Origin of the sequence: Xanthomonas sp. D-36-1, from assembly GCF_017746155.1 — a bacterium.
Lineage (GTDB): Bacteria > Pseudomonadota > Gammaproteobacteria > Xanthomonadales > Xanthomonadaceae > Xanthomonas > Xanthomonas cissicola.
The window spans coordinates 109,944-132,228 of sequence record NZ_JAGHWR010000018.1 but is presented as its reverse complement, the minus strand read 5'-3'; the positions used below and the strand labels follow the sequence as shown (position 1 = coordinate 132,228).

Genomic DNA, 22,285 nt, shown 5'->3' with positions numbered 1-22,285 from the left:
TTCTGCCAACAGGAGAAGGAGTCTGCTGCGATAACAGCCCGGTGAAGGCGACAGGTGCTGCGCTGCGCTTATTCGCCATCCACGGCCAGCGCCGCGTGGATCAGCGCAAGGTGGCTCAAGCCTTGCGGTATGTTGCCTAGAGCGGCGCCCGTGCTCGTGTCCAGCATCTCTGGCATCAGTGCGACATCGTTGCCCAACTGTTCCAGCAACTGTTCGAACACGCGCCTTGCTTCGGCACGCTCGCCGAGCAGGCCATAGGCTTCCACCAGCCAGAACGAGCAGGCAATAAATGCCCCCTCGCGTTGTTGCATGCCGCTATAGCGATGCAGCATTGCGTCGCTGCCGAGTTCTGAGGCAATGGCATCGCGGGTGGCGATCATGCGCTCGCGGCGCGGCCCGCCCAGTCCAAAGCGCGAGGCCAACAGCAGGCTCGCGTCCAGGTCGTCGGTGCCCGCGTAGAAGGTGTAAGCCTGTTTGGTGTCGGACCAGCAGTGCACGTCGATCCACGCAAGAATCCGCGCCTGTTCGCGCTCCCAGCGTGGCAGCATCGCGGTGGAGAGATGGCCGGCCTTGGCCAGCTCGCTGGCGCGGCGCAGCGCCAGCCAGCATTCCACTTTGGACATGGTGTAATGCTCGGCGGTTTCCAGTTCCCAGAAGCCGGCGTCCTTGCGCATCCAGGTGTTCGCGCATTCGTTGCCGAGCTCGAACAACTGGCGTGCGGTTTCCTGGTCCAGGATGTGGCCGGCATCGAGAAAGCGCGCGGCCATTTCGAAGATATCGCCGTACAGGCACAGCTGCAGCTGGTCGTTGGCGGTGTTGCCGACGCGCACCGGGCGCGTATTGCGATAGCCGGGAAGGTCGATCACGCGCTCGTCGGGCACCAACGCGCCTTCCAGGGTGTAGCAGGGGCGCACACCAGGCCGATGCTGGCGGATGGTGCGCATCAACCAGCTAAACGCAGCCTTGGCATCGGCCAATGCGCCCACGCGCAGGAAGGCCTTGGTGGTGTAGGCGGCATCGCGGACCCACGCATAGCGATAATCCCAATTCCCATTTGCGCCAATCTGCTCCGGCAAGGACGTGGTGACCGCGGCGGCGATGGCGCCCGTAGGCGAAAACCACAGGAATTTGAGCGCCAGCGCAGAGCGCACGACCGCATCGTGGTAACCATTGTCGTAGGACAGGTTGCCGCTCCATTCGCGCCACTCCTGGTCGCTGCGCTCGATGCGCCCACCGATGTCTTCCAGTGCGGGCACCGGTAGCGCATCTTCTTCGGCGGCCAGCAATGCGACGACCTGTGTGTCGCCTGCGTGGATCGCCAGCGTGGCGTGCACGCCGCGGTCGTCGCACTGCAACAGCTGCGCTGCATCCATGTCGTAGCGCAGCATGGTCATGAGTGGGCCGACGTGATGCACACGGCCGTTGGGCGTCTCGCTTTGCCAGGGAGTGGCTTGGCCGGCACGGGTGCCGGGGCGGTAGATCAGGTCGAAGACCACGCTGCCTTCGATGCCCTCGATGCGTCGCGCAAGTTCCGACCACGGCAGCCGGCCGGCTTCGCCGCTGTTGAGCGACTCGGTCAGACGCGCGCTGCCGGTTGCAGTGCCGAAGGTCGTTTCGAGAATATTGCTGCCATCGCGATACCGGCGTTGTACGTGCTGCAGCTGTTGCGGCGTGAGGGCGAAATAGCCGCCGTCGCCGGCATCCAATAGGCGATCGAACAACGGCGGCGAGTCCATTTTCGGCACGCACCACCGGTCGATGCTGCCGTCCGTACCGCATAACGCCACCGAGCGCCCGTCGCCGATCGCCGCATAAGCGGCAATCGGCAAGGTGCCGGTAGCATCGCGTTGAAAGTCGGCGCCGGGGTGGCTCAAGACAGCAGCAGGCCGCCGGTGGCACCGAACACTTCGCCCGTGACGTAGCTCGATTCCTGCGATGCCAGAATCACGTAAAGCGGCGCCATTTCTACCGGCTGGCCGGCGCGCTTGAGCGGCGTTTCAGAGCCGAAATCAGGAATCTTCTCCGGCGGCTGACCACCGCTGGGCTGCAACGGCGTCCACACCGGTCCGGGCGCGACTGCATTGACGCGAATCCCCTTCTCGGCGATCTGCTGCGCCAGGCCCTTGGTGAAGTTGACGATGGCCGCCTTCGTGGAAGCGTAGTCGAGCAGCGTCGGCGAGGGCTGGTACGACTGGATCGAACCGGTGTTGATGATGGATGCGCCCGGCGGCAAGTGCGGGATGGCGGCCTTGCACAGCCAGAACATCGCATACACGTTGGTCTTGTAGGTGGCGTCGAATTGCTCGGTCGTGATGTCTGCGATGTCTTTCACGGCGGTCTGTTTGCCCGCGATGTTGACCAGCACGTCCAGGCCGCCGAGTTCCTTCACTGCGCGGTCCACCAGTTCGGTGCAAAACGCCTCGTTCTTGAGGTCGCCCGGAATGCTGATGGCTTTGCGCCCTTCCGCCTGGATCAGTTGCACCACTTCGGCTGCGTCCTGTTCTTCTTCAGGCAGATAATTGAGCACGATATCGGCACCTTCGCGTGCAAATGCAATGGCGGTGGCGCGCCCGATGCCGGAGTCTGCGCCGGTGATCAGTGCCTTGCGGCCCTGCAGACGACCAAAGCCCTTGTAGCACTGTTCGCCGTGGTCTGCCTTGGGCTGCAGTTCGTGGATGGTCCCCGGCGCCTGCTGGGTTTGTTCCGGAAATTGCGGCTGCGGAAACTGGGTCAACGGGTTCTGCATTTCGTACTGATTCTTGGTGCTGGACATGCACAGGCTCCTGCATTGGGAAGGGCAGGCACGCAGTCGTCGTGCGTACCGATGGCAGCCAGTGTGGAAAGCAGGGCGATGCGTATCGGTGAACGAAAGTTGTGCATCATGTGAATACGTGACGGTGGTGCACGTGGTGCGATCACCTCGGCATCGAAGGCCTCGCATCCGGAAACTGACGGGAGACCAGCGCATGCGTTGTGCAGGAATCGACGGCGCCGGCACCGCTGGCAGCCTGCCAGCAATGGTGGAGCGCGATCCATGCGGCTTGCGCATGGGGGGCTCCGACTGAGGCAGGAAGCCAGGGCCACTGCCAAGGTCCGCTAACGAAACGTCGCGAGCGTCCGGTTGAGCCTGCGCATCCACCTCATTTCCTGCGGACTTGCATTCTTAAAGGATCACCGGCCGCTCCATCTCGCAGTTGCCCTGGATCATTGCACCTGCTCGGACATCGAATACGGCCGCTGCGCTGGGTCGGTGGCCCATTGCCGATTCTGTGTCGCCTGCATGTGGAAACGCAGTTCGCCGCCGGCCAGGATTTCCTCGTGTGTCACGTAAGCGCGGGTCAACGGTTTGCCGTTGAGCGTGGCGCTGCCCACGTAGCTGCGTGCATCGCTCAAGCCCTCGGCGATGATCGAGAAACGTTTGCCATTGGGCAGGTTGAGCGTGGCGCGCGGCAGGAACGGGCGGCCGATGATGTATTGGTTGCTGCCGGGCGCCACCGGGTAGAAGCCCAGCGTGGTGAACACGTACCAGGCCGACATCTGGCCGAGATCGTCGTTGCCGGCCAGGCCTTCTGGCCCTGCGTGATATTGGCTGCGCATGATCTGGGTCAGACGCGCCTGCGTGCGCCACGGTTGGCCGGCATACGCATACAGATAGGCAACGTGGTGGCTGGGTTCGTTGCCGTGCGCGTACCAGCCGATCAGGCCGGTGATGTCTTCCATGTGCTCGAAGACCTTCGGGTCCACCTTGGCATCGAACACCGCATCCAGCCGGGCAAGCAATTTGTCGTCGCCGCCATGCGCGGCAGCCAGCCCGGCCACGTCCTGCGGCACGTACCAGGAGTATTGCCACGCATTGCCTTCGGTGTAGTCGCTGCCGTAGCCGCTGGCAGATGGGTCGAACGGCTCGCGGAAGTTGCCGGCGCGGGTGCGCGCGCGCATGTAGCCGGTGGCCGGGTCGAAGGCGTGCTTCCAGTTGCCGGCGCGCTTGCTGAATTCTGCGGCGATGGCGGGCTTGCCGAGCTTGTCGGCCATGCGCGCGATGGTCCAGTCGTCGAAGGCATATTCCAGCGTCTTGGATGCGGCTTCGCCTTCTTCGTCGATGGGCACGTAGCCCAGCTCGCGGTATTGCGCAATGCCATCGTAAGGGCCGTAGTTGGCGCTGGCGACCATGGCCTGCAAGGCTTCCTCTGCATCGAAGCCGCCGATGCCTTTCATGTACGCGTCGGCAATCACCGGGACGGCGTGGTAGCCGATCATGCACCAGGTTTCCAGGCCGTGGAATGCCCATATCGGCAGAATGCCGTAGGCGCTTTGGCGACGCGAGGCGAGCAGCGAATTGACCACATCGCTGCTGCGTTGCGCTGGCTGCACCAGGGTGAGCAGCGGATGCAAGGCGCGGTAGGTATCCCACAGCGAGAAGGTGGAGTAGTTGGTCCAGCCAGTTGCCTGATGCACCCCGTTGTCTGGCCCGCGGTAGCGGCCGTCGCTGTCCATGAACAGCGTTGGTCCCAGCAGGGTGTGATACAGCGCGGTGTAGAGCTGGGTGCGTTGTTGCGTGGTGCCTTGCGCGTCGACTGCCGACAGCGCCTGCGTCCATTGCGCGCGTGCATCGGCGCGGACGCGATCGAAATCGAAGCCAGGCACTTCGGCATCGAGGTTGGCGATGGCACCGGCCTCGCTGACCGGCGAGAGCGCCACCTTCACCACCAGCGGTGTGCCGTCGTTGGCGACATCGAACACACCGACCAGTTGCCGGCCTTCGATCTGCGCGCGCTGCGCAGGATTCTTCTCGCCCGGCGGTGGAAAGCCCTTGTACGGAATGTCCTGTTCGGTGTCATGGAGTTGCGTGGCAGTGAGCGGGCGCGAGAAGCGCATGGCGAAATACAGCTGCCGGCCGGGCGCCCAGCCGCGTGTTTCGCGAAAGCCGGTCACCGTGCCATCGCTGCGCACACGCAGCCGCGACCACTGCACCTTGCCGGGGTAGTCGTACAGGCTGTTGCGCAGGTCGACCAGCACATGCGCCGGCGTGCCTTTCGGGAACCGATAGCGATGCACGCCCACGCGCGCGCTGGCAGTGAGTTCGGCGCGGATGTTGCGGTCTTTCAAGGTCACCGCGTAATAGCCGGGCTGCGCCTGTTCGCTGGTGTGGTCGAACTGCGCGGTATAGCCGCTACCCGGCTTGCTGGCATCCCCGCGTTCGAGTTTGATGTCGCCAGCTTGCGGCATCAGCAGGATGTCGCCCAGATCCGAATGCCCCGAGCCTGAAAAATGCGTATGCGAAAACCCCACGATGGTGGTGTCGCTATGCCGGTAACCGGCCGCCCAGCCATAGGCGTCCTTGCGCGGCTTGATTTGCGTATCCGGGCTCAGCTGCACCATGCCGAACGGCACCGTGGCACCAGGATAGGTATGGCCTTCGCCACCGGTGCCAATGAACGGGTCGACTGCGTCGAAGGCAGTTGCAGGCGTGCGTGGCGCAGCGTTGCCGAAAACGGCGACGACGGCGGCAAGCGTTGCCAGCCAACGAGCCCGACGTGGGGCGATCAAGCGAGACGGCATGCAGAGTGCTCCAGGCGGATGCAGCGCCGGACCGTAGCACAGCTGCGTGGGCGCGCTACACCTGAGGATGTGCGATGGCCATCGCCGTCATGGTTGGGTTCGCTGAGCAGGCGCGTCGTGATCGAGGTGTGGCCCATCGGCATGCACGGTGGGCCGCACGCTCGCCGCTGTCGTGCCGCCTTGAGGCCGGTCTGCTTTCCCACCTTGCCGCAGCGTCTGGAAATCGCGGGCAAGAGCGCGCAACTGTCGCCGCCGCAATCGCAGACCTCAGCGACTCACCTGCGTCGTAAGGCCAGCACCGCCAAGCCCGTCACTGCTGCAGCGGCCGCACCGATCAACACCTTGTCGCGTGTAGGACGTGCGCGCAACCTGGGGCGCCGCCGGTAGCCACCGTCGATGCCGCCGGCAATGCTGGGTGCTGCGAACACATTGCCGGTGGAGCGCGCCACCCGTGGCGCCTGCGCAAAATAACGCTTGAAGAAGCGGTACATGGCGCGTGCCAGGGCCTGCGGCGCCAGCGCATGGCCTAGCCGCATTGCATGGACGGCAGTGCCCAACACCACCGTGTTGCGTGGCCGGTCCAGCAGGCGCGCGACAGCTGCCGCAACGGTGCGGGTGTCCAGCATCAGCGGTGGCCCGCTGATGCGGCGCCCCACGTAATTGGCACCATGGCGCAGGCCCGGCGTATCCACGAAGTACGGGTACACGTCGCACACGTGGATGTGCGGGTGGTCGCTCAACTCGGCGCGCAACGCTTCGGAAAAGCCGCGTTGACCGAATTTGCTGGCGCCGTACGCCGCCGCAAATGGCGTTGATGCAAAGCCGCCCGACGAGATCATGTTGACGAAGATGCCGTGGCCTTGTTCGACGAAGATGGGGATCACGGCATGGGCGTCGTGCATGCGACCGAGCAGGTTGGCGTGGATCACGGCCGCGCTCGCTTCCATCGGTACCTCATGGAATTTGCCGACTGCGCCCACCCCGACATTGCCGAACCACAGGTCGATGCGCCCCAGAAAACTCCGCGCGCTGGTGGCCAGTGCCTCGACCTGTTCGGCCTGTTTGACATCGGTGGGCACCACCAAGACTTCGGCACCTCGCGCACGGCAGCGTTCGGCAACCGCATCGAGGGCTTCTTCGCCGCGTGCGGCCAGCACCAGGCGCGCGCCTTGTTCGGCGAATGCTTCTGCGGTGGCTTGGCCGATGCCGCTGGACGCGCCGGAAATCACCACGTGGGCAGGAGGGGTGCGATGCATGCGATGTCTCCACGAGAACGAGCAGGCATGCTTGATCGCCGTACGTGAACACGATGCGGCGCTTTGCGTACCATGGCGTGAAGCTGAACTGGTCGGGCTGGCGCCATGCGTGATGACAGCGTGGCGCTGAAATCGGCTGCAGGCGCCCGCATATCGCGCTGATGGATCTGTTCAACGCTCCCATCGCACCGCTGCAGGTGCTGCACGACCAGCAAGGTGGCGTGCGCTATTGGCCGCAGCTGCTGCTGCCTGCACTGGCGCAGGAGGCGTTCGACGCATTGCGCGATGGCGCCGATTGGCGCAGCCAGCGCCGCGAAATGTACGACCGGGTGGTGGACGTGCCGCGCCTGCTGGCTTCGTATCGGTTGGATGATGCACTGCCTGCGGGATTGCCGCTGCAGCGCCTGCTCGATGCGGTGCAGGCAGTGCTCCCGGCACCGTATAACGCAGTGGGCTTGAATCTGTACCGCGATGGGCGCGACAGCGTGGCAATGCATCACGACGCGCTACACACGCTGGTGGCACCGCACCCGATCGCGCTGCTGTCGCTGGGTGCACCGCGCCGGATGCAACTGCGCGCCAATGACGGCAGCACGCGGGCGGTCGCGCTGGAGCTGGCATCGGGGAGCCTGCTGGCGATGAGCCACGCCTCGCAACACACGCACGTGCACGGCATTGCCAAGACCACGCGCGCGGTGGGCGGGCGCATCAGTGTGGTGTTTCGCGTGCGCCCGGCCCAGCGCATGGCGGCCGGGCAGCATGGCCCACATTGGGAGCCTGTGCAGTCGTAAGGCACAGGCTTGGGCTCGATTGACTGGGCAGCTCACAAAACGCCCGTGCAGTTGCCAGACGCGCACGATCGTTGCTCCGTGCGAGATGCACTACGCCCATCTTCGTTTGCCATGTACGGTTCGCCCCCGGCCTGACGACTGCCCGCGACGTTATTCGCGCGCTGGATGTCCTCACGCTGAGCGCGTGCGGTCTTTAAAGCAGCTGGGTCCGTCTGACCGGCAGCAGCGCTCGCTCGCGCACGCCTGCCTGGCGTCTGGGCGCTGTCGTGGCCATCAGTGACCATTTCGGGTGATTGCCATTGCCGTCACCACTGCCCATGCTTGCATGTGATCCCCCACCCGCCTCGCGCCTCCATGTCTTTGGACCAGACCCGCCACCATCAGATGTTTCCCGAGCTGGACGCGGGCCAGTTGTCGATCACCCGGCGCTTCGCCAGCGGGCCGGCGCAACGGTTCGGCGCGGGCGATACGGTGTTCGAAGTCGGCGATGCCCATGCGCCGGTGTGGGTGGTGCTGGAGGGCGCCATCGAAGTGGTGCGCCGCGATGGATTGGGCAACGAAAAGCCGATCACGCAGCACACGCCCGGCCAGTTCACCGGCGAGGTGAGTCAGCTGGCCGGGCGCGCGTCGCTGGCGGCTGGACGTGCCGGGCCGGACGGCTGCCTGGCGCTGCCATTCGATACCGCGCATCTGCGCGCGCTGATGATCAGTTCGGCCGAAGTGGGCGAAGTGGTGATGCGTGCATTGATCCTGCGCCGCGTCGGGCTGATCGAGGGCGATGCGTCCGGTTCGGTGCTGATCGGCGAGCCGGACGACCCGCATCTGACCCGGTTGCAGGGCTTTTTGACCCGCAACGGCTACCCCAACACGGTGATGGATGTCTCCGACGACGAAGGCCGCGCATTGGTGCAGCGCCTGGGCATCCAGGAGCACGATCTACCGGTGATGGTATGCCCGAGCGGGCGCGTGCTGCGCCAGCCCAGCGATGCCGAAGCCGCGCATTGCCTGGGCATGACGCCGGACATCGACCCGGACAAACGCTACGACGTGGCGATCGTGGGCGCCGGCCCTGCCGGACTGGCGACGGCGGTGTATGCCGCATCCGAAGGCTTGTCGGTGCTGGTGCTGGACCAGCGCGCCATCGGCGGGCAGGCCGGTGCCTCGGCGCGTATCGAAAATTATCTCGGCTTTCCCACCGGCATTTCCGGGCAGGCGCTGGCCGGGCGCGCGTACAACCAGGCGCTGAAATTCGGCGCGGAACTGGCGATCCCGATCGAAGCGGCCATGCTGGAATGCGGCCGCGACGATGGCGCGCTGAAGCTGGATCTTGCCGATGGCAAACAGTTGCTGGCCAGCACGGTGGTGATCGCGTCGGGTGCGCGTTACCGGCGCCCGGAGATCGAGGGCCTGGATCGCTTCGAAGGCCACGGTGTGTCCTACTGGGCCTCGCCGGTGGAAGCGCGCCTGTGCGAAGGCGGCGTGGTGGCGCTGGTGGGCGGCGGCAATTCTGCAGGGCAGGCGGTGGCGTTCCTGGCGCCGCGGGTCAAGGAACTGCACCTGATCATTCGCGGCGACGGGCTGGAAAGCTCGATGTCGCAATACCTCATCGAACGTATCGCCGCGTTGCCGAACGTGCAGCTGCACACCGGCACCGAAGTGGCCGCGCTGGAAGGCGACCCCGAGCGCGGCTTGCAGGCCGCGGTGTTGCGCACGCGCAAGGACGGTGCAACCGCGCGCGTGGAGTTGCGGCACCTGTTCCTGTTCGTCGGCGCAGACCCCAACACCGGTTGGCTGCAGGACTGCGTGGACACCGACAAGCGCGGCTTCGTCATGACCGGCACCGCGCGTGGCGACGGCGTACCGGCGTGCCTGCCGCTGGAAACCAATCGCCCTGGCGTATTCGCCATCGGCGATGTGCGTGCGGGCTCGGTCAAGCGCGTGGCCGCCGCAGTGGGCGAGGGCGCCGCCGTGGTCGCGCAGATCCATCAGTACCTCGCACATCAGGCCAACCCGGTGCCGGTCTCCGAACTTGCCAGCGCCAGCCAGGAGTCCACCAGCGCATGAGCCAACACTGCCGCCATACCGATCAAATCCATGCGGTCACGCCCAGTGCGCGCGGCTGCGAAGAGTGCCTGGCCATCGACAGCGTCTGGGTGCATCTGCGCCTGTGCCGCAGTTGCGGCCATGCGGGGTGTTGCGACGACTCGCCCAACCGACATGCCACCGCGCATCACCATGCCACCGGCCATCCCATCATCGAAGGCTACGACCCGCCCGAAGGTTGGGGCTGGTGCTATGTGGATGAGGTGGAAGTGGAGCTGCCCGATCAGACCCCGCAGCTGGGGCCGATTCCGCGGTATGTGTGAGCGGCGCGCGGCGCCGCTGGGAATCGGGATTGGGGATTCGTAAGAGCGCATTCAGTGCGCTTTTTTTTCCGTGAAGCCGCAGTGCGTGGTGATTGTTCGCTGATGCTCTTGCCGGAAGTGGCTCAATGCCACTTCATCGGTAAGCACGCACGCGCGCGCACTTACTCCGGCCAATGCACCTTCGGTAGTTCGCCGATCTGCGGTCTGGCGAACAGATAACCTTGCTGCAGGTGGATGCCCAGGTCGCGCAGGGTGCGGTATTGGTCGGGATGTTCGATGCCTTCGGCAATGACGGTGATGCCGAGCTCTTCGCACATGCGCGTCACGTGGCGCACGATGGCCTGGCGGCTGCGGTCGGTGTCGATACCGCGGACCAGAGCGATGTCCAGCTTGAGCAGATCCGGCTGGAACTCGGCCAGCAGGCCGAGCCCGGCGTAACCGGCGCCGAAGTCGTCGATGGCGGTCTTCATGCCGCGCGCCTGATAGGTGCGCAGGATGCCGAGCAAGTGCGCCGGGTCGGTAAGATGTTCCTGCTCGCTGACTTCAAAGATGATGGCGTTGAGCGGCCAGCCGTATTGCGCGGTGGCCGACAGCGTGGCGCGCAGGCAATGCTCGGGGTTGTAGACCGCGTTGGGCATGAAGTTGATCGACAGCAGCGCCGGCAAGGCGATCTGCGCGGCGCATTCGATGGCCTTGATGCGGCAGGCCTGGTCGAATGCATAGCGATTGCGCTCATCCACTGCGGCCAGGATGCTGCCGGCCGACTCGCCGTTGATGCCGCGCACCATAGCCTCGCCTGCGTAGATGCTGCGAGTGGACACGTCCACGATCGGCTGGAAGGCCATGGTGATTGCGGTGGGGAAGTCCTGGCCGTCGCGGCAGGCGTTGCAGACAGGAAGCGTGGTCATGGCGTTATGTCGTCGAACGGTGTAGGTGCAGCCTAGACCTATCGGCCGCGATCGCACAGCATTTAGAGCAGCTAACGAAACTCTTGTGCAGCTGCCAGGCGGGCGCAGCCGGTGCTCGGAATCGGCATGTGCCACGCGTACACTCCGGTTCCTCTGCGCGGTCCACACCCACCTGACGACCGCTCGCTACGTTTTGTTAACCGCTCTTAGCCTGAATCGCTCATGGCAGCGTCCTCACCTGTCGGCAGTCGGGCTCGGCGATACTAGACGCATCGCTCGCATCGGATGCCCCATGACCGCTCTTACCGAACGCTACGCCCTGGCCGTGGACTACGCGCGCATCGCTCACGCCGGCCAGGTGCGCAAGGGCACGCAGGTCCCCTACCTGAGTCACTTGCTGGGCGTCTCGACGCTGGTGCTGGAATGCGGCGGCGATGAGGAGCAAGCCATCGCCGGGCTGCTGCATGATGTGGTGGAAGACTGCGGTGGCGGGCATGAGGCCTCGATCCGTGCGCAGTTCGGCGATGCGGTGGCCGATATCGTGATGGCTTGCACCGATGCCACTGCCGAAGACAAGGCCGAGGTGGACAACAGCGAGCGCGCACGCAAACGCGATTGGCGCGAGCGCAAGCAGGCCTATCTTGCGCACCTGCGCAAGACGCCCGAGCGCGCGCTGCTGGTGTCCGGCTGCGACAAGCTCTATAACGCTCGCAGCATCGTGCAGGACCTGGAAAATCCTGCCGTCGGTCAGGACATCTTCAATGTGTTCACTGCCGGGCGCGAAGGCACCCTGTGGTATTACGCCGCGCTGGAAGAGATCTTCCGTACGCGCAATGCTGCCACTGCGCGCCTGTTCAGTGGCATGGTGATGCGCATGCATGCCCTGGCCGCCACCGGCGAGCAAGTGACGCCTTCGCATGCGCTGGGCTAGGCGCCGCTGAGGGATGGCCGTACGCCCGGCAGGCGGGCGCTGGCTGCGCGCGGCAGCGGTCGGTACCACGCGAAGATGTGGTTGCTGCGCATTGTTCGCCCCCTCTGACGAATGCCTCTCACGCGTGGTCGCCACGCCATGGCATCTGCAGCGCCTGGCACCTCAGGTGTTGCCTGCGCTCGATCACCATCGCTGACACCGGCTGCATGTCGCGCGCGCTAGGCTGGCGTCTTGTCGAACTCTGGTTTCGGTAGTCATGTCAAACGCGACGTCTTCCACTGGCCTGGTGCGCGTACGCGGCGCGCGCGAGCACAACCTCAAGAACGTGGATGTGGATGTCCCCCGCGATGCACTGGTGGTGTTCACCGGCGTTTCCGGATCGGGCAAGTCGTCGTTGGCGTTCGGCACCATCTTTGCAGAGGCGCAGCGGCGCTATCTGGATTCGATCTCGCCGTATGCGCGGCGCCTGATCGACCAGGTAGGCGTGCCGGACGTGGATTCCATCGATGGCCTGCCACCGGCAGTGGCCTTGCAGCAGGCGCGCGGCGCGCCCAGCGCACGCTCGTCGGTGGGCAGCGTCACCACCATCTCCAACTCGTTGCGCATGCTGTATTCGCGTGCCGGCCAGTATCCGCCGGGGCAGGAGATCATCTACGCCGACGGTTTTTCGCCGAACACGCCCGCGGGGGCATGCCCCACCTGCCACGGCCTGGGGCGCATCTATGACGCCACCGAAGCGACCATGGTGCTGGATCGCAGCCTGAGCATTCGCGACCGTGCGGTGGCCGCCTGGCCGGGCGCATGGCATGGGCAGAACCAGCGCGACATCCTCACCACGCTGGGCCATGACGTGGATGTGCCATGGCACACGCTGCCGAAGAAGACCCGCGACTGGATCCTGTTTACCGACGAACAGCCGGTGGTGCCGGTATACGCCGGTTACAACTTGGCCGAGGTCAAACGCGCCCTCAAGCGCAAGGAAGAGCCCAGCTACATGGGCACCTTCACCAGTGCGCGGCGTTATGTGCTGCACACCTTCGCCACCACGCAGAGCGCGCAGATGAAAAAGCGCGTGGCGCAGTATTTGCTCAGCACACAATGCCCGCAGTGCGATGGCAAGCGCCTGCGCCGCGAGGCCTTGTCGGTCACCTTTGCCGGGCTGGATATCGGAGAGTTGTCGCGGCGCCCCCTGGACGAGGTGGCCGAGCTGCTGCGCCCCGCCGCCGAAGCGGCGCCATCCAACGGCACGCGCAAGAGTGCGCGCCAACATCCGGAACAAGTGATCGCCGCGCAACGCATCGCTGCGGATCTGCGCGCGCGTGTCGCCGTCGTACAGGCACTGGGTCTGGGCTACCTCAGCCTGGAGCGCAGCACGCCCACCTTGTCGCCGGGCGAGTTGCAACGGCTGCGGCTGGCCACGCAGATCCGCTCGCAGTTGTTCGGCGTGGTGTACGTGATGGACGAACCATCGGCCGGCTTGCACCCGGCCGATGCGCAGGCGCTGCTGGGTGCGTTGGATCAACTCAAGGCGGCGGGCAATTCGGTCTTCGTGGTCGAACACGAAGTGGACGTGATCCGCCATGCGGACTGGATCGTGGATGTCGGCCCGACGGCCGGCGTACAGGGCGGGCAGGTGCTCTACAGCGGGCCGCCCGCAGGCTTGGAGCAGGTGCAGGCCTCGTCCACACGGCGCTATCTGTTCGGCGCACCGCCGCAGGTGCATCGCCATGCGCGCGTGGCAAGCGCTTGGCTGCAGCTGCGCGGCATCACCCGCAACAACGTCCGTGCGCTGGATGTGGACCTGCCGTTGGGTGTCTTCACCACCGTGACCGGTGTGTCCGGCTCGGGCAAATCGTCGTTGGTGAGCCAGGCGCTGGTGGAACTGCTGGCCGCCCATCTGGGGCAGGCGCAGGCAGAGGACGAAGACGCCTTGGATCCGCTGGAGCGCGGCACGCAGGTGCCGTTGGGCGGTGCGATTGTCGCCGGGTTGGATCAGGTGCGCCGGCTGGTGCGCGTGGATCAAAAGCCCATCGGCCGCACCCCGCGCTCCAATCTGGCCACCTACACCGGCCTGTTCGACCCGGTGCGCAAGCTGTTTGCGGCCACGTCGGCCGCACGCCGGCGCCGTTATGACCCGGGGCAATTCTCCTTCAACGTCGCCAAGGGCCGCTGTGCCACCTGCGAGGGCGAAGGCTCGGTGTACGTGGAATTGCTGTTCATGCCCAGCGTCTACGCACCGTGCCCCACCTGCCACGGCGCACGCTATAACGCCAAGACGTTGGAGATTGCGCTACGCGGTCGCAACATCGCGCAGGTGCTGGAAATGACGGTGGATCAGGCAGCCGGTTTCTTCGCCGACGATGCCAGCGTGCTGCGCCCGTTGCAGGTGTTGCGCGAAGTGGGGCTGGGCTATCTGCGTCTTGGTCAGCCGGCCACCGAGCTATCCGGTGGCGAAGCGCAGCGCATCAAGCTGGCGACCGAGCTGCAACGCGCGCAGCGACGCGACACCGTCTACGTGCTGGACGAGCCGACCACCGGCCTGCATCCGTCCGACGTGGATACCTTGATGGGCCAACTGCAAGGGCTGGTCGACGCAGGCAACACGGTGATCGTGGTCGAACACGATATGCGCGTGGCCGCCAGCAGCGACTGGGTGCTGGAGATGGGGCCGGGCGCGGGTGACGCTGGCGGCAACGTGGTTGTCGCAGGCACGCCGGCTGCGGTAGCTCAATATGTCAAGAGCCGAACAGCTGCATTTCTTGCGCCGTTGATCGTTTAGGCGACGCACGTCGCAACTGATCGATACGGTCGGAATTTCAGTGCGCCACGTTTCGCCATCGCGCGCGGCGCTTCGCATTCGACATTCCGCGCGATGCTCAGCGCACTACTTTAGGGGGTGAGCAGCGGGACGTTGAATGCCCGACGTGTCCGCAGCGATACATTCTGACGGATGTCATTTCTTCTGGGAGGCAGGACGATATGCGCTTAATCACAGCAAGGCAACAGCGTCACGCTCGGGGCGTGAGCGTGTTCAATTGCGTGCACACCCTGAGTTTGCCAGCGCCCGCGTGAGCTCGCGTTTCTGGCGGGCTCGCCGTCTGGCCTGAACTGGCAATGCGTCGGTGCGCCAAGTGAGGGCCTGGGCGTTGCCCGCGCCCATCGAGTGTTTCCGATCAAGCCGAATGGATTGCCTACGCATGCTCCGCGCACTGTCAGGCATCCGTGGGCCTGTCTTGATCGGGAATGCACATCTGCGGTACTTCACGCCGTGTGAGGCGTCGCCCTGCAGACGTCGCGCCGAGCATCCCATTTTTTTGGATAGTTCGATGACCACATCACACTCCATCGCTTCCTCAAGTGCGTCTCGGTCGCTGCCGGCACCAGATTCGGTAGACACGTCGGTGCCGACCACAGTCTCACCGCGGCCGCCTTTCCCTGAGTCTCCGGCGCATGCGCCGGGCGCCTTGCCGGTAAGGCGACGCGCATCCAGCACCTCAACCACCGCGGTCCGCCTGCGCAGTTCCCCGTCGCAGCACGGCCGACGTGCCAGCGTGCAGCTCGACGGCGCCTCCGCGTCGGATCGCGAGGTCGCTCGCATAATTGACGCTTGTCTTGCGCGTCGGCCGGCGATCCAGAGCGAATCGGCGCTAGGCGGCGGTGGACGTCTGCTGCGCTATGTGGCCGATCCCAAGGATCCGCGGATGCCACGCAACGAGGCGTTCTTCACCACAACGCCAGGTTTACTGATCGCAGGGTTGACCGTGCATCCGGACGTCGAACGCCGCACCGGCACGGCGCCGACCGCCGACCAAATCGCCAGCCAGCTTGCCGAGCCGCCGATTGGTCTGCTGACCGGTATCTGGCAGGCGACCGATGGTCAGTGTTTCACCTGTCGTGCTAACCAGCTGCATCGCGCCGATGCGCGTGGGCGCTGGGTACCGGTTCCGCTGCCCGCCGCGTGCGGTGCAGCTGCCGATATCCGCATGCTCGGCCTGCAGGCCGATGGCGCTGTGTATCTGCAGGCGGGTGCTCACTGCTGGCGCGCCGGCAGTGAGCAGATATCCGTCAGCGTCGACGATCTACCGGACGGCGCCGTGCTTCGTTTCGATGCCGATGGCAGGCCATGCCTGCTGCATGATGGCCTGTTCCGGCGTTGCGATGAGGATATGCCCGACCGGATGGTGGAGTTGTTGCGTCCGGTGCCTGGCGGCCCAGCCTTCGAGCCGACGCCTGCGGTGCCGGTCGATGTGCTGCCGCTGCCGCATCCTGACGCCGGCACCGCGTTGATGCTCGATGACAAGGGGCGCGTGTATGAGGCGGATCTGCGCGGAACCGGGCCGATCGCTGCACGGCGCCTGACCTTGCCGGATCGGCTGGAGCGCTCACAGGGATGGGCGGTCACGTCCATCGGGCTTGCCACCGACAACGGTGTGCATCTTGTGCTGGAAGACAGAACCGGGCACCGCATCGCGTTGCAACGGCCGGCAGGACAAGCGAGATTCCAGCCGGCGTTCATGCTCGACCGTCCGCTTCTGCTGATGCGCAGCGAAGGGCTGCAGCTGCCCGCCGATGAGGCGATACAGTTGCCGGTGGTGCTGGATGGACATGCCCGGCTGGGGCATTTGGACGGGGTGCTGCACTACTCGCCCGCGCCAGACCAGCCATGGGAGCGGCTAAAGCTTGCCGATGGCGCTCCACTCACCGGCGTTGTCTCGTTGCATACCGGAGCGCGTGGCTTCGTCGACCGTCGGCCAGTGTTTGCGTTGCTGGCTTCGCCGCCGCAACTGGTCGACATCACGCTTCCCGGGCGGACCACCTGGCTGGCGGCCGATGCGGTGCCCACCACGCCTTCCGGTGGGCCGCTCATCGTGGTGCCGGATGTAGTGGAGGTGCGCTGCAAGCCAATCGCCCATTTCGACGAAGAGCTTGTCCAGGCGGCAGTGCATGCAGATCGCAGCGCGGTAGTGATGACGGCGTCGGGAACGTTGCTCAAGGTGGATGCGGAAGGCAACCGCGGCAGCATCCCCCCGCTGCAACGCCCGCTGGCAATCGCGGTCGGGTTGGACGATGTGCTGTATGCGTTAGACCACCCTCACCAAGGGCCTGTGCAGCTATACCGGCTTGCAGAACACGGGCAGTGGGATGCGGTGCAGATCACCTTGCCAAAGACGCTACCGCCACCGCGTGGGCTGCGCAGTACGCGTACCGGGCGACTCCAGGTGCAGTTGGGCGCGCGCTGGCACGCCGTGTTGCCAGCAATGACGGCTGCAGATGGCACCCTCCTGGCGGCACGCGTTGCCGCGTCTCCGTCACTCGAGGAAGTCGCCGCTGCCAGTACCCAGTCCGGTACCAATGCCCACATAAACCAGCAGCAGGCAAGTCGGATCAGTACGCCCGACCACGACGCGGCGATCAGCACGACCTTGCTGGGCACCACGTCCACCGATCCGTTAAGTTTGAGCTCGAATGTGCAGGTCCTGGTCGAGAGTGGTCGCGCTCAGGCCACCGCGCTCGCGCAAGTGATGACAGACATAGTCGGAGGTGCTGTGCGCACGCTGGCCGGATGGACCGGCGTGACACAGCCACCCACACCGCAGCAACAGCGACTTGCCGGCGTCCGCCAGGAGGCGATGCAGGCCCAGTCGCTTGCGCTGGAACTGTTCGAGAGTTTGCCTGTCCTGGCCGAGGTGCGTATTGCCGCTGCGGCGTCTGAGCGCCAACCGGTTGATGGGCTTTCGGCTGAACAGAATGCGCGCCTGGTGGCCTTGCGCGAAACGGCCTTGACCGGGCTGTTGCGCGATCTGCGCAAGATCGGATTCCGCGATGGCGCGCTGGCCGCCGATTTTTCCATGGCGGACGGGGCCTCCATCCAGCGGACAAGTTCGACTCCCAGCTATCGCGTCGCCGAACTTTGGCGGCGGGCGCGTTCTGCGGTCACTCGCGCTGTGGTGCAGAAGGATGATGACCTGATGCCCTCATTTGACCGTTGCATCGCTGCGCTGGCCGGTGGCGCAGCGCTACATCCGCAGGCACTGAGCGACATCGAGCATGCGCTGCTTGCCGAGTTGCGTGAGGTCGTCCATCGACTCAAGACCGCCAAGGTCGCTTTGCCGGCCCAGAAGGAGCAAGCCGCCAACGCAGCCGATGCGCCCAATGCGCTGCGCAGCGCCTGCCTGCTCGCAGGCTTGGTTGAGTACGACGCGCTGCTGGGCGTTCACGACGCGCAGGCGCTGGAGGCAGCCGACGCCAGGCGGCAGCAGTCCGGGTTGCATGCGCTGGCCAAGCTGGGGCTGTCGTCCTGGCGCGAACTGGAGGCATTCGATGACGTGGTGTCGACCTTTCGGCAAGAGGTCACTACTCCCGGCAGCGCCCGCCAGCTGCAGCTGCTCAAGAGTCTTGGTCTGCCGCAGGGGAGCGCCCCAGATGAAATGGCATCGCGCATGATCGATGTGCTGCAGGACCTGTTCAATCGCAGCACCTTCTTCTCGACTCGGGTGCGCTCGGCCGAGCTGCGCGGCTCGCTGGGGTCGGTGCAATGGATGCATGTAAATCTGATCAATGTCGGTATGGGAGGGGAGGCCATCCACGCGCTGGGCGTCGAGCGCATCGGCGATTCGAAGGACGGCGACGCGGGATTGGTGGCCTTCTTCGTGCGCCACGCAAAAGCGACCGCGTCCGCAACCGCAGGGCTGAGCATCGATCTTAAACCGGGCCCGGGGACCGGCGGACATGTGTATGTGGACGCCCCGGGGCAAACAGTGTCTGCAACCTGGGGCGGCGCGGCCAATCTAGGCGTGGGGGGGACCTATCAACATGGCGTGGGCGCGGCAGTCATCCTGTCGCCGGACACCATCCCCGAATTTGCCAGACTGTTGTTCGACCGCTACGCCGGCGATACCACCTGCCTGTTACGTGCAGGTGTGAATGATGGGGCGATCGGCCTGGATCTGTTTGAAACCAACATCAACGCGTCGCTCAACGTCAACCTGGCTGTGAATCCCCTGGCAGTCAGGCATCCCTTCGGCGCGAAACAGCCCACCGCACAGGGCGCAGCCACCGGCAGTCCGCGCAGCGCGATTACGGTGTCGGTGCCGGTCGGCATGACGGCGCAGATCGGGGTGCAATGGAGCCAGATGGAATTGCATCTGGACCACGCCTGGCAAGACATCATCGGCCTGGAATTCCAGGGTCGCATCGGCATTAATGCCGAGGTCAATGCCGGCATCAATTCAGGTGGCACATTGACTTCGGTACTCGGACGCAATTTCAAACGGCTGGTCAATGCCGTCACCGGTGCCGGCACGCTGCAGCTGGCCGGTGTGCGAGTGGCGTCTAGCGACGTGCAGTTGCCAACCAACGCAATACTGGACGATACGCGCACCGGTCCGTTATTGGGCACTGCCAGCTACAAGCGCACCCTGGATACGCATGCCGCGCAGCCGGTGACGCGGCATCGATGGGACACGTTGCGCGCACGGCTCACGGCCGTTTTTCCAGAAAGCAGCGCCGAACTGGGCGCGATGGAGTATCCGTCCACGCCGGAAGAGCGCAGTGCCGTGCTGCGCAAGGCGCTCGAACGTATCCAGGGTCCCGACGCGCTGGCCATCGAAGCTGGCGCGGCACTCGGCGGAGCAGCCCTGGCGCGACAGCGGACGCTCGCCGCGCAAGCGACTGGTGCCGCGGCGGCATCGCTGTGGAAAGGCGGTACGGCGGCCGAGCGCGCGGCAGTGGTCGACATGCTGCATCAGCTGCGGCAGGAGGACGCTGCAGCCATCCAGCAGCGGGCGCGCGTGATTCCCGGCGCCCGCGTAGAGATCAACATGTTCGGACGCGAATCGCTCGACGCGGTAATCAGTCATGCCATCGGCCACTGCGCGCTGGGCGAGAAGATGCGCGACGTTGCCGAGATACGACGCAAGATTCCCGGGCTGGATGAGGCGTTGCGCAGATTCAAGGACATCCCGTATGTCAATCAGGTTCGTTTCGTGTTTGAGATGCGGCCGCAGGCGATGGTGGCGATCAACGACGCCCTAGCCGCCAGGCAGCATGCGCAGTCAGCAGCTGCACTGGGATTGCCGGTGTCCAGCGACGGGATGTCCTGGCAGGACGTTCTGGTTGCCGCGCAGCAATCGCCGGATCTGTACCGGCTTGCGGCCATCGCCGTTCACAATACCGACGAAAATCCGGTCACCAGTCGTGTCGGTCTGCCGCTGCTCAATGTGGTGTCGACGGCGGTCGCCTCGCACCAGTTGTTCGAGGCGGAGATTCAGTTCCGTTACGGGTTGTACGACCGCATCGAAGGGGCGGAAGTCCTCGAAGCCGGTGCGCGTGCGCTGCGCCGCCCCCTGGACCGTCTGCAGCAGGCCGGCGTGCAGGCGCTTGGGCAACCTCAGCGTGCGCAAGTGCCGCAACCGGGCAGGGTCTCCCCGCGGGCCGAGCGCCCAGGGTTACAGGAGGCGCGCGAGCTTGCATTTGAACGGCATCTGCAGACGGGCACGCCGCCGGAGGGTCCTCATCTACGCGCGTTGACGCGCGAATTGGCACGCCTGGAAGAACAAACGCTTGGAGTTGATGCGCAGCGCCGCAACTGCGCTGCGCTGATGGAGGCAGTGGGGCTCGCACAGGCCAAGGCAGGCGAACGCATCGACCGCTTGTTGGCCAGACTTGCGCCAACAGGCCAGGACATCACCGAAGCGGCGATCGCGCCGTGGAGCTTGCGCCAAGCGCTTGCGTCGTTGCACGCCTGCAGGGAGGTGGTGACACAGGCCGAGCATGCGCTTGACCAGGCGCACGGTCGCCTAAATCACCTGATGGCCGGGCGCAGCGCAATGGAGGAGATTGCGGTAGCTCAGCATGCGTTCGAATTACTGCGGCAGGCTGCACAAAGTGAGTCGTCACTGATTGCAGCGATCGACTACCTTCTGCGCCAGACTGCAGAGGCGTATAACGCGCAAGAGGCGCAACTGCAGGACCTGGACGACAGGTTGAACGACCTGTTGCAGCGTCTGGCGGATCTGCAGCGCGTGTCTGAGCTAGAGCGTCAGTCTATCGAACATGCCGAGCGCGATGCCGACATCCGACGCCAAGCGCTGCGGGTATTGCGCATGCATGCCACGAGCACCGATGCGTTGGCGAACGACACCGCCAGCGAGGATGAGGCAGTGCGGGTACTCGAAGAGGCGCAAACGAAACTGAGCAGGGTCCAGCAGCAATCGGCAGAGACACGCGATCGCATCGTTGCGCTGATGTCGTTAGCGCACGGCGTGCGCGCCAGGCTGGCTGAAGAATCAGATGCGTTAGGCGACATCGATGCACAGACACGTGCAGCACGGCAAACCATGACACGTGCGCACGACCTCGGTGAAAAGGCGCGGGCTGCCATGCTGGCGATGTTGGGCGCACCCTTCGGCGACGATGCCGCGCTAGCGGCCGATGCCGGCGATGACATCACCCTGGCCGATGAGCAATGAGCCTGATGCGCCGGGCACGCTTGAATGCCGTCCTGACCGCGCAGGCGTACGCGCGATGCGCGGGCGCGCTGCATGACAGGAGGGCGCGAGACCGGCGGCGGGGCGCTGCGGGTTGGAGCGTCAACCAGGCGCGTGTAGCCGAGGATGATCGCGACGTAGCGATTATATAGATAGACCGTACCGATGGCCTGCGCAGCACGCTGGTCATCGCAGTGTGCATCAGCGCAGCTGTTCAAAACTGGCCGACACAACCGGTAGCGTCGGGCGGCCGTGTCACCCACATATCGAACAGCTCCCGCTCCAAGGTCGGCGGTGTGGCCGGAGTAGCTCAGCGGCTCACCGGGCGCCAGCAGCGCCAGGTCGGCACAGCGCCCGGCTGCTACCTGGGGTCTGCAGCGCTCGGATAGCGGGTGGGCGCAGGTGCAGCGCTCCGCGGCCTGCGGCAGGCCGAGGTTTGTCATTCGGTGGCGTTCTTCGCCACTGGTCGCGCAACAGACCTGATAAGTGGCCGAAACCGCGTGCGCAACACAAAGGACCTGCAGACCGAACTACGGCATCAGTTCGATACACGGGTGGTGGAAGCCGTAGCGGCGGTGGTCGATTCGGAAAACGGCACTGGTCAGCAATTGCGGCGCGCATGCGCCCGAAGCATTGGATGCGCTTTACCGGCAGCTGGAAGACACCCTGGTGCAGCTGTTGCGCCTGCATGTGTGCAGGGGCCGCGGAATGTCGGCCGACGATTCGACCAAATCCTGCGCTTGCGACCAACCGGCCTGAAAGCGTCGGCCAACAACGAGTTGGTCTTGAGGCGGCTGTTGCCTGCCAGATCACCATAGCTGTGGTCACGGTGCGCATAGGTGCTAGCGAGACATCAGGCAAGAAGAAGTCCGCGCGACGCTGATGCGGCGACTGGCATGTACTGCACCGCTCACACTCGACGCTGCACCGCTCCGATAACACGATGGGCCCAGTGCACCGAATGCATTGGGCCCATTGTCGTGACC

At 65.2% G+C, this 22,285-nt stretch carries 12 protein-coding genes and 1 other RNA gene; 8 read left to right on the top strand and 5 right to left on the bottom strand.

From position 1 onward, the window contains the following. Window positions 1-68: 68 nt before the first annotated feature. The 4 genes from J7367_RS05710 to J7367_RS05695 form a co-directional block, all read right to left on the bottom strand. Window positions 69-1,874 carry a glycoside hydrolase family 15 protein gene (locus J7367_RS05710; RefSeq protein WP_057658463.1) on the bottom strand — a complete coding sequence of 602 codons (1,806 nt, stop codon included), beginning with the start codon at window positions 1,872-1,874 and terminating at the stop codon, window positions 69-71. After that, window positions 1,871-2,773, bottom strand: coding sequence for an SDR family oxidoreductase (locus J7367_RS05705; protein WP_057658461.1), 903 nt, complete (start codon window positions 2,771-2,773; stop codon window positions 1,871-1,873). Before J7367_RS05705 ends, J7367_RS05710 begins: the two co-directional genes overlap by 4 nt. A 431-nt stretch (window positions 2,774-3,204) precedes the next feature. After that, window positions 3,205-5,559, bottom strand: a complete 2,355-nt coding sequence (locus J7367_RS05700; RefSeq protein WP_057658459.1) for a GH92 family glycosyl hydrolase — start codon at window positions 5,557-5,559, stop codon at window positions 3,205-3,207. A gap of 275 nt (window positions 5,560-5,834) precedes the next feature. After that, window positions 5,835-6,815 carry an SDR family oxidoreductase gene (locus J7367_RS05695; RefSeq protein ID WP_007965515.1) on the bottom strand — a complete coding sequence of 327 codons (981 nt, stop codon included), beginning with the start codon at window positions 6,813-6,815 and terminating at the stop codon, window positions 5,835-5,837. Here J7367_RS05695 and J7367_RS05690 point away from each other — a divergent pair. From J7367_RS05690 to J7367_RS05675, 4 genes are all read left to right on the top strand, one after another. Continuing rightward, window positions 6,763-6,945: a hypothetical protein gene (locus J7367_RS05690; RefSeq protein WP_042675543.1), complete on the top strand. Its 183-nt coding sequence runs from the start codon at window positions 6,763-6,765 to the stop codon at window positions 6,943-6,945. The genes J7367_RS05695 and J7367_RS05690 overlap by 53 nt on opposite strands. A gap of 31 nt (window positions 6,946-6,976) precedes the next feature. After that, window positions 6,977-7,606: an alpha-ketoglutarate-dependent dioxygenase AlkB gene (locus J7367_RS05685; protein ID WP_057658457.1), complete on the top strand. Its 630-nt coding sequence runs from the start codon at window positions 6,977-6,979 to the stop codon at window positions 7,604-7,606. Window positions 7,607-7,960: 354 nt separating this feature from the next. Then, window positions 7,961-9,670, top strand: coding sequence for an FAD-dependent oxidoreductase (locus J7367_RS05680; protein WP_007965511.1), 1,710 nt, complete (start codon window positions 7,961-7,963; stop codon window positions 9,668-9,670). Then, window positions 9,667-9,972 (top strand): UBP-type zinc finger domain-containing protein, encoded by a 306-nt coding sequence (locus J7367_RS05675; RefSeq protein ID WP_057658455.1) that lies wholly within the window; start codon window positions 9,667-9,669, stop codon window positions 9,970-9,972. The genes J7367_RS05680 and J7367_RS05675 overlap by 4 nt, the downstream gene beginning before the upstream one ends. A 161-nt stretch (window positions 9,973-10,133) precedes the next feature. On the opposite strand, the gene J7367_RS05670 is transcribed toward J7367_RS05675, so the two are convergent. Continuing rightward, window positions 10,134-10,880 carry an EAL domain-containing protein gene (locus J7367_RS05670; protein ID WP_057658453.1) on the bottom strand — a complete coding sequence of 249 codons (747 nt, stop codon included), beginning with the start codon at window positions 10,878-10,880 and terminating at the stop codon, window positions 10,134-10,136. Window positions 10,881-11,006: 126 nt separating this feature from the next. Here J7367_RS05670 and J7367_RS05665 point away from each other — a divergent pair. The 4 genes from J7367_RS05665 to J7367_RS05650 all read left to right on the top strand — a co-directional run bounded on the left by J7367_RS05665 (window position 11,007) and on the right by J7367_RS05650 (window position 21,281). After that, a non-coding RNA gene (locus tag J7367_RS05665) (sX9 sRNA) lies at window positions 11,007-11,082 on the top strand. A 90-nt stretch (window positions 11,083-11,172) separates the two neighbouring features. After that, a complete protein-coding gene (locus tag J7367_RS05660; protein WP_057658449.1) occupies window positions 11,173-11,811 on the top strand; it encodes an HD domain-containing protein in 639 nt (212 codons plus the stop codon). Window positions 11,812-12,067: 256 nt separating this feature from the next. Continuing rightward, window positions 12,068-14,590, top strand: a complete 2,523-nt coding sequence (locus tag J7367_RS05655; RefSeq protein ID WP_057658447.1) for an excinuclease ABC subunit UvrA — start codon at window positions 12,068-12,070, stop codon at window positions 14,588-14,590. A gap of 685 nt (window positions 14,591-15,275) precedes the next feature. Next, entirely contained in the window at window positions 15,276-21,281 is a 6,006-nt protein-coding gene (locus J7367_RS05650; protein ID WP_057658445.1) for a hypothetical protein, read from the top strand. The last annotated feature ends 1,004 nt before the right edge of the window (window positions 21,282-22,285 follow it).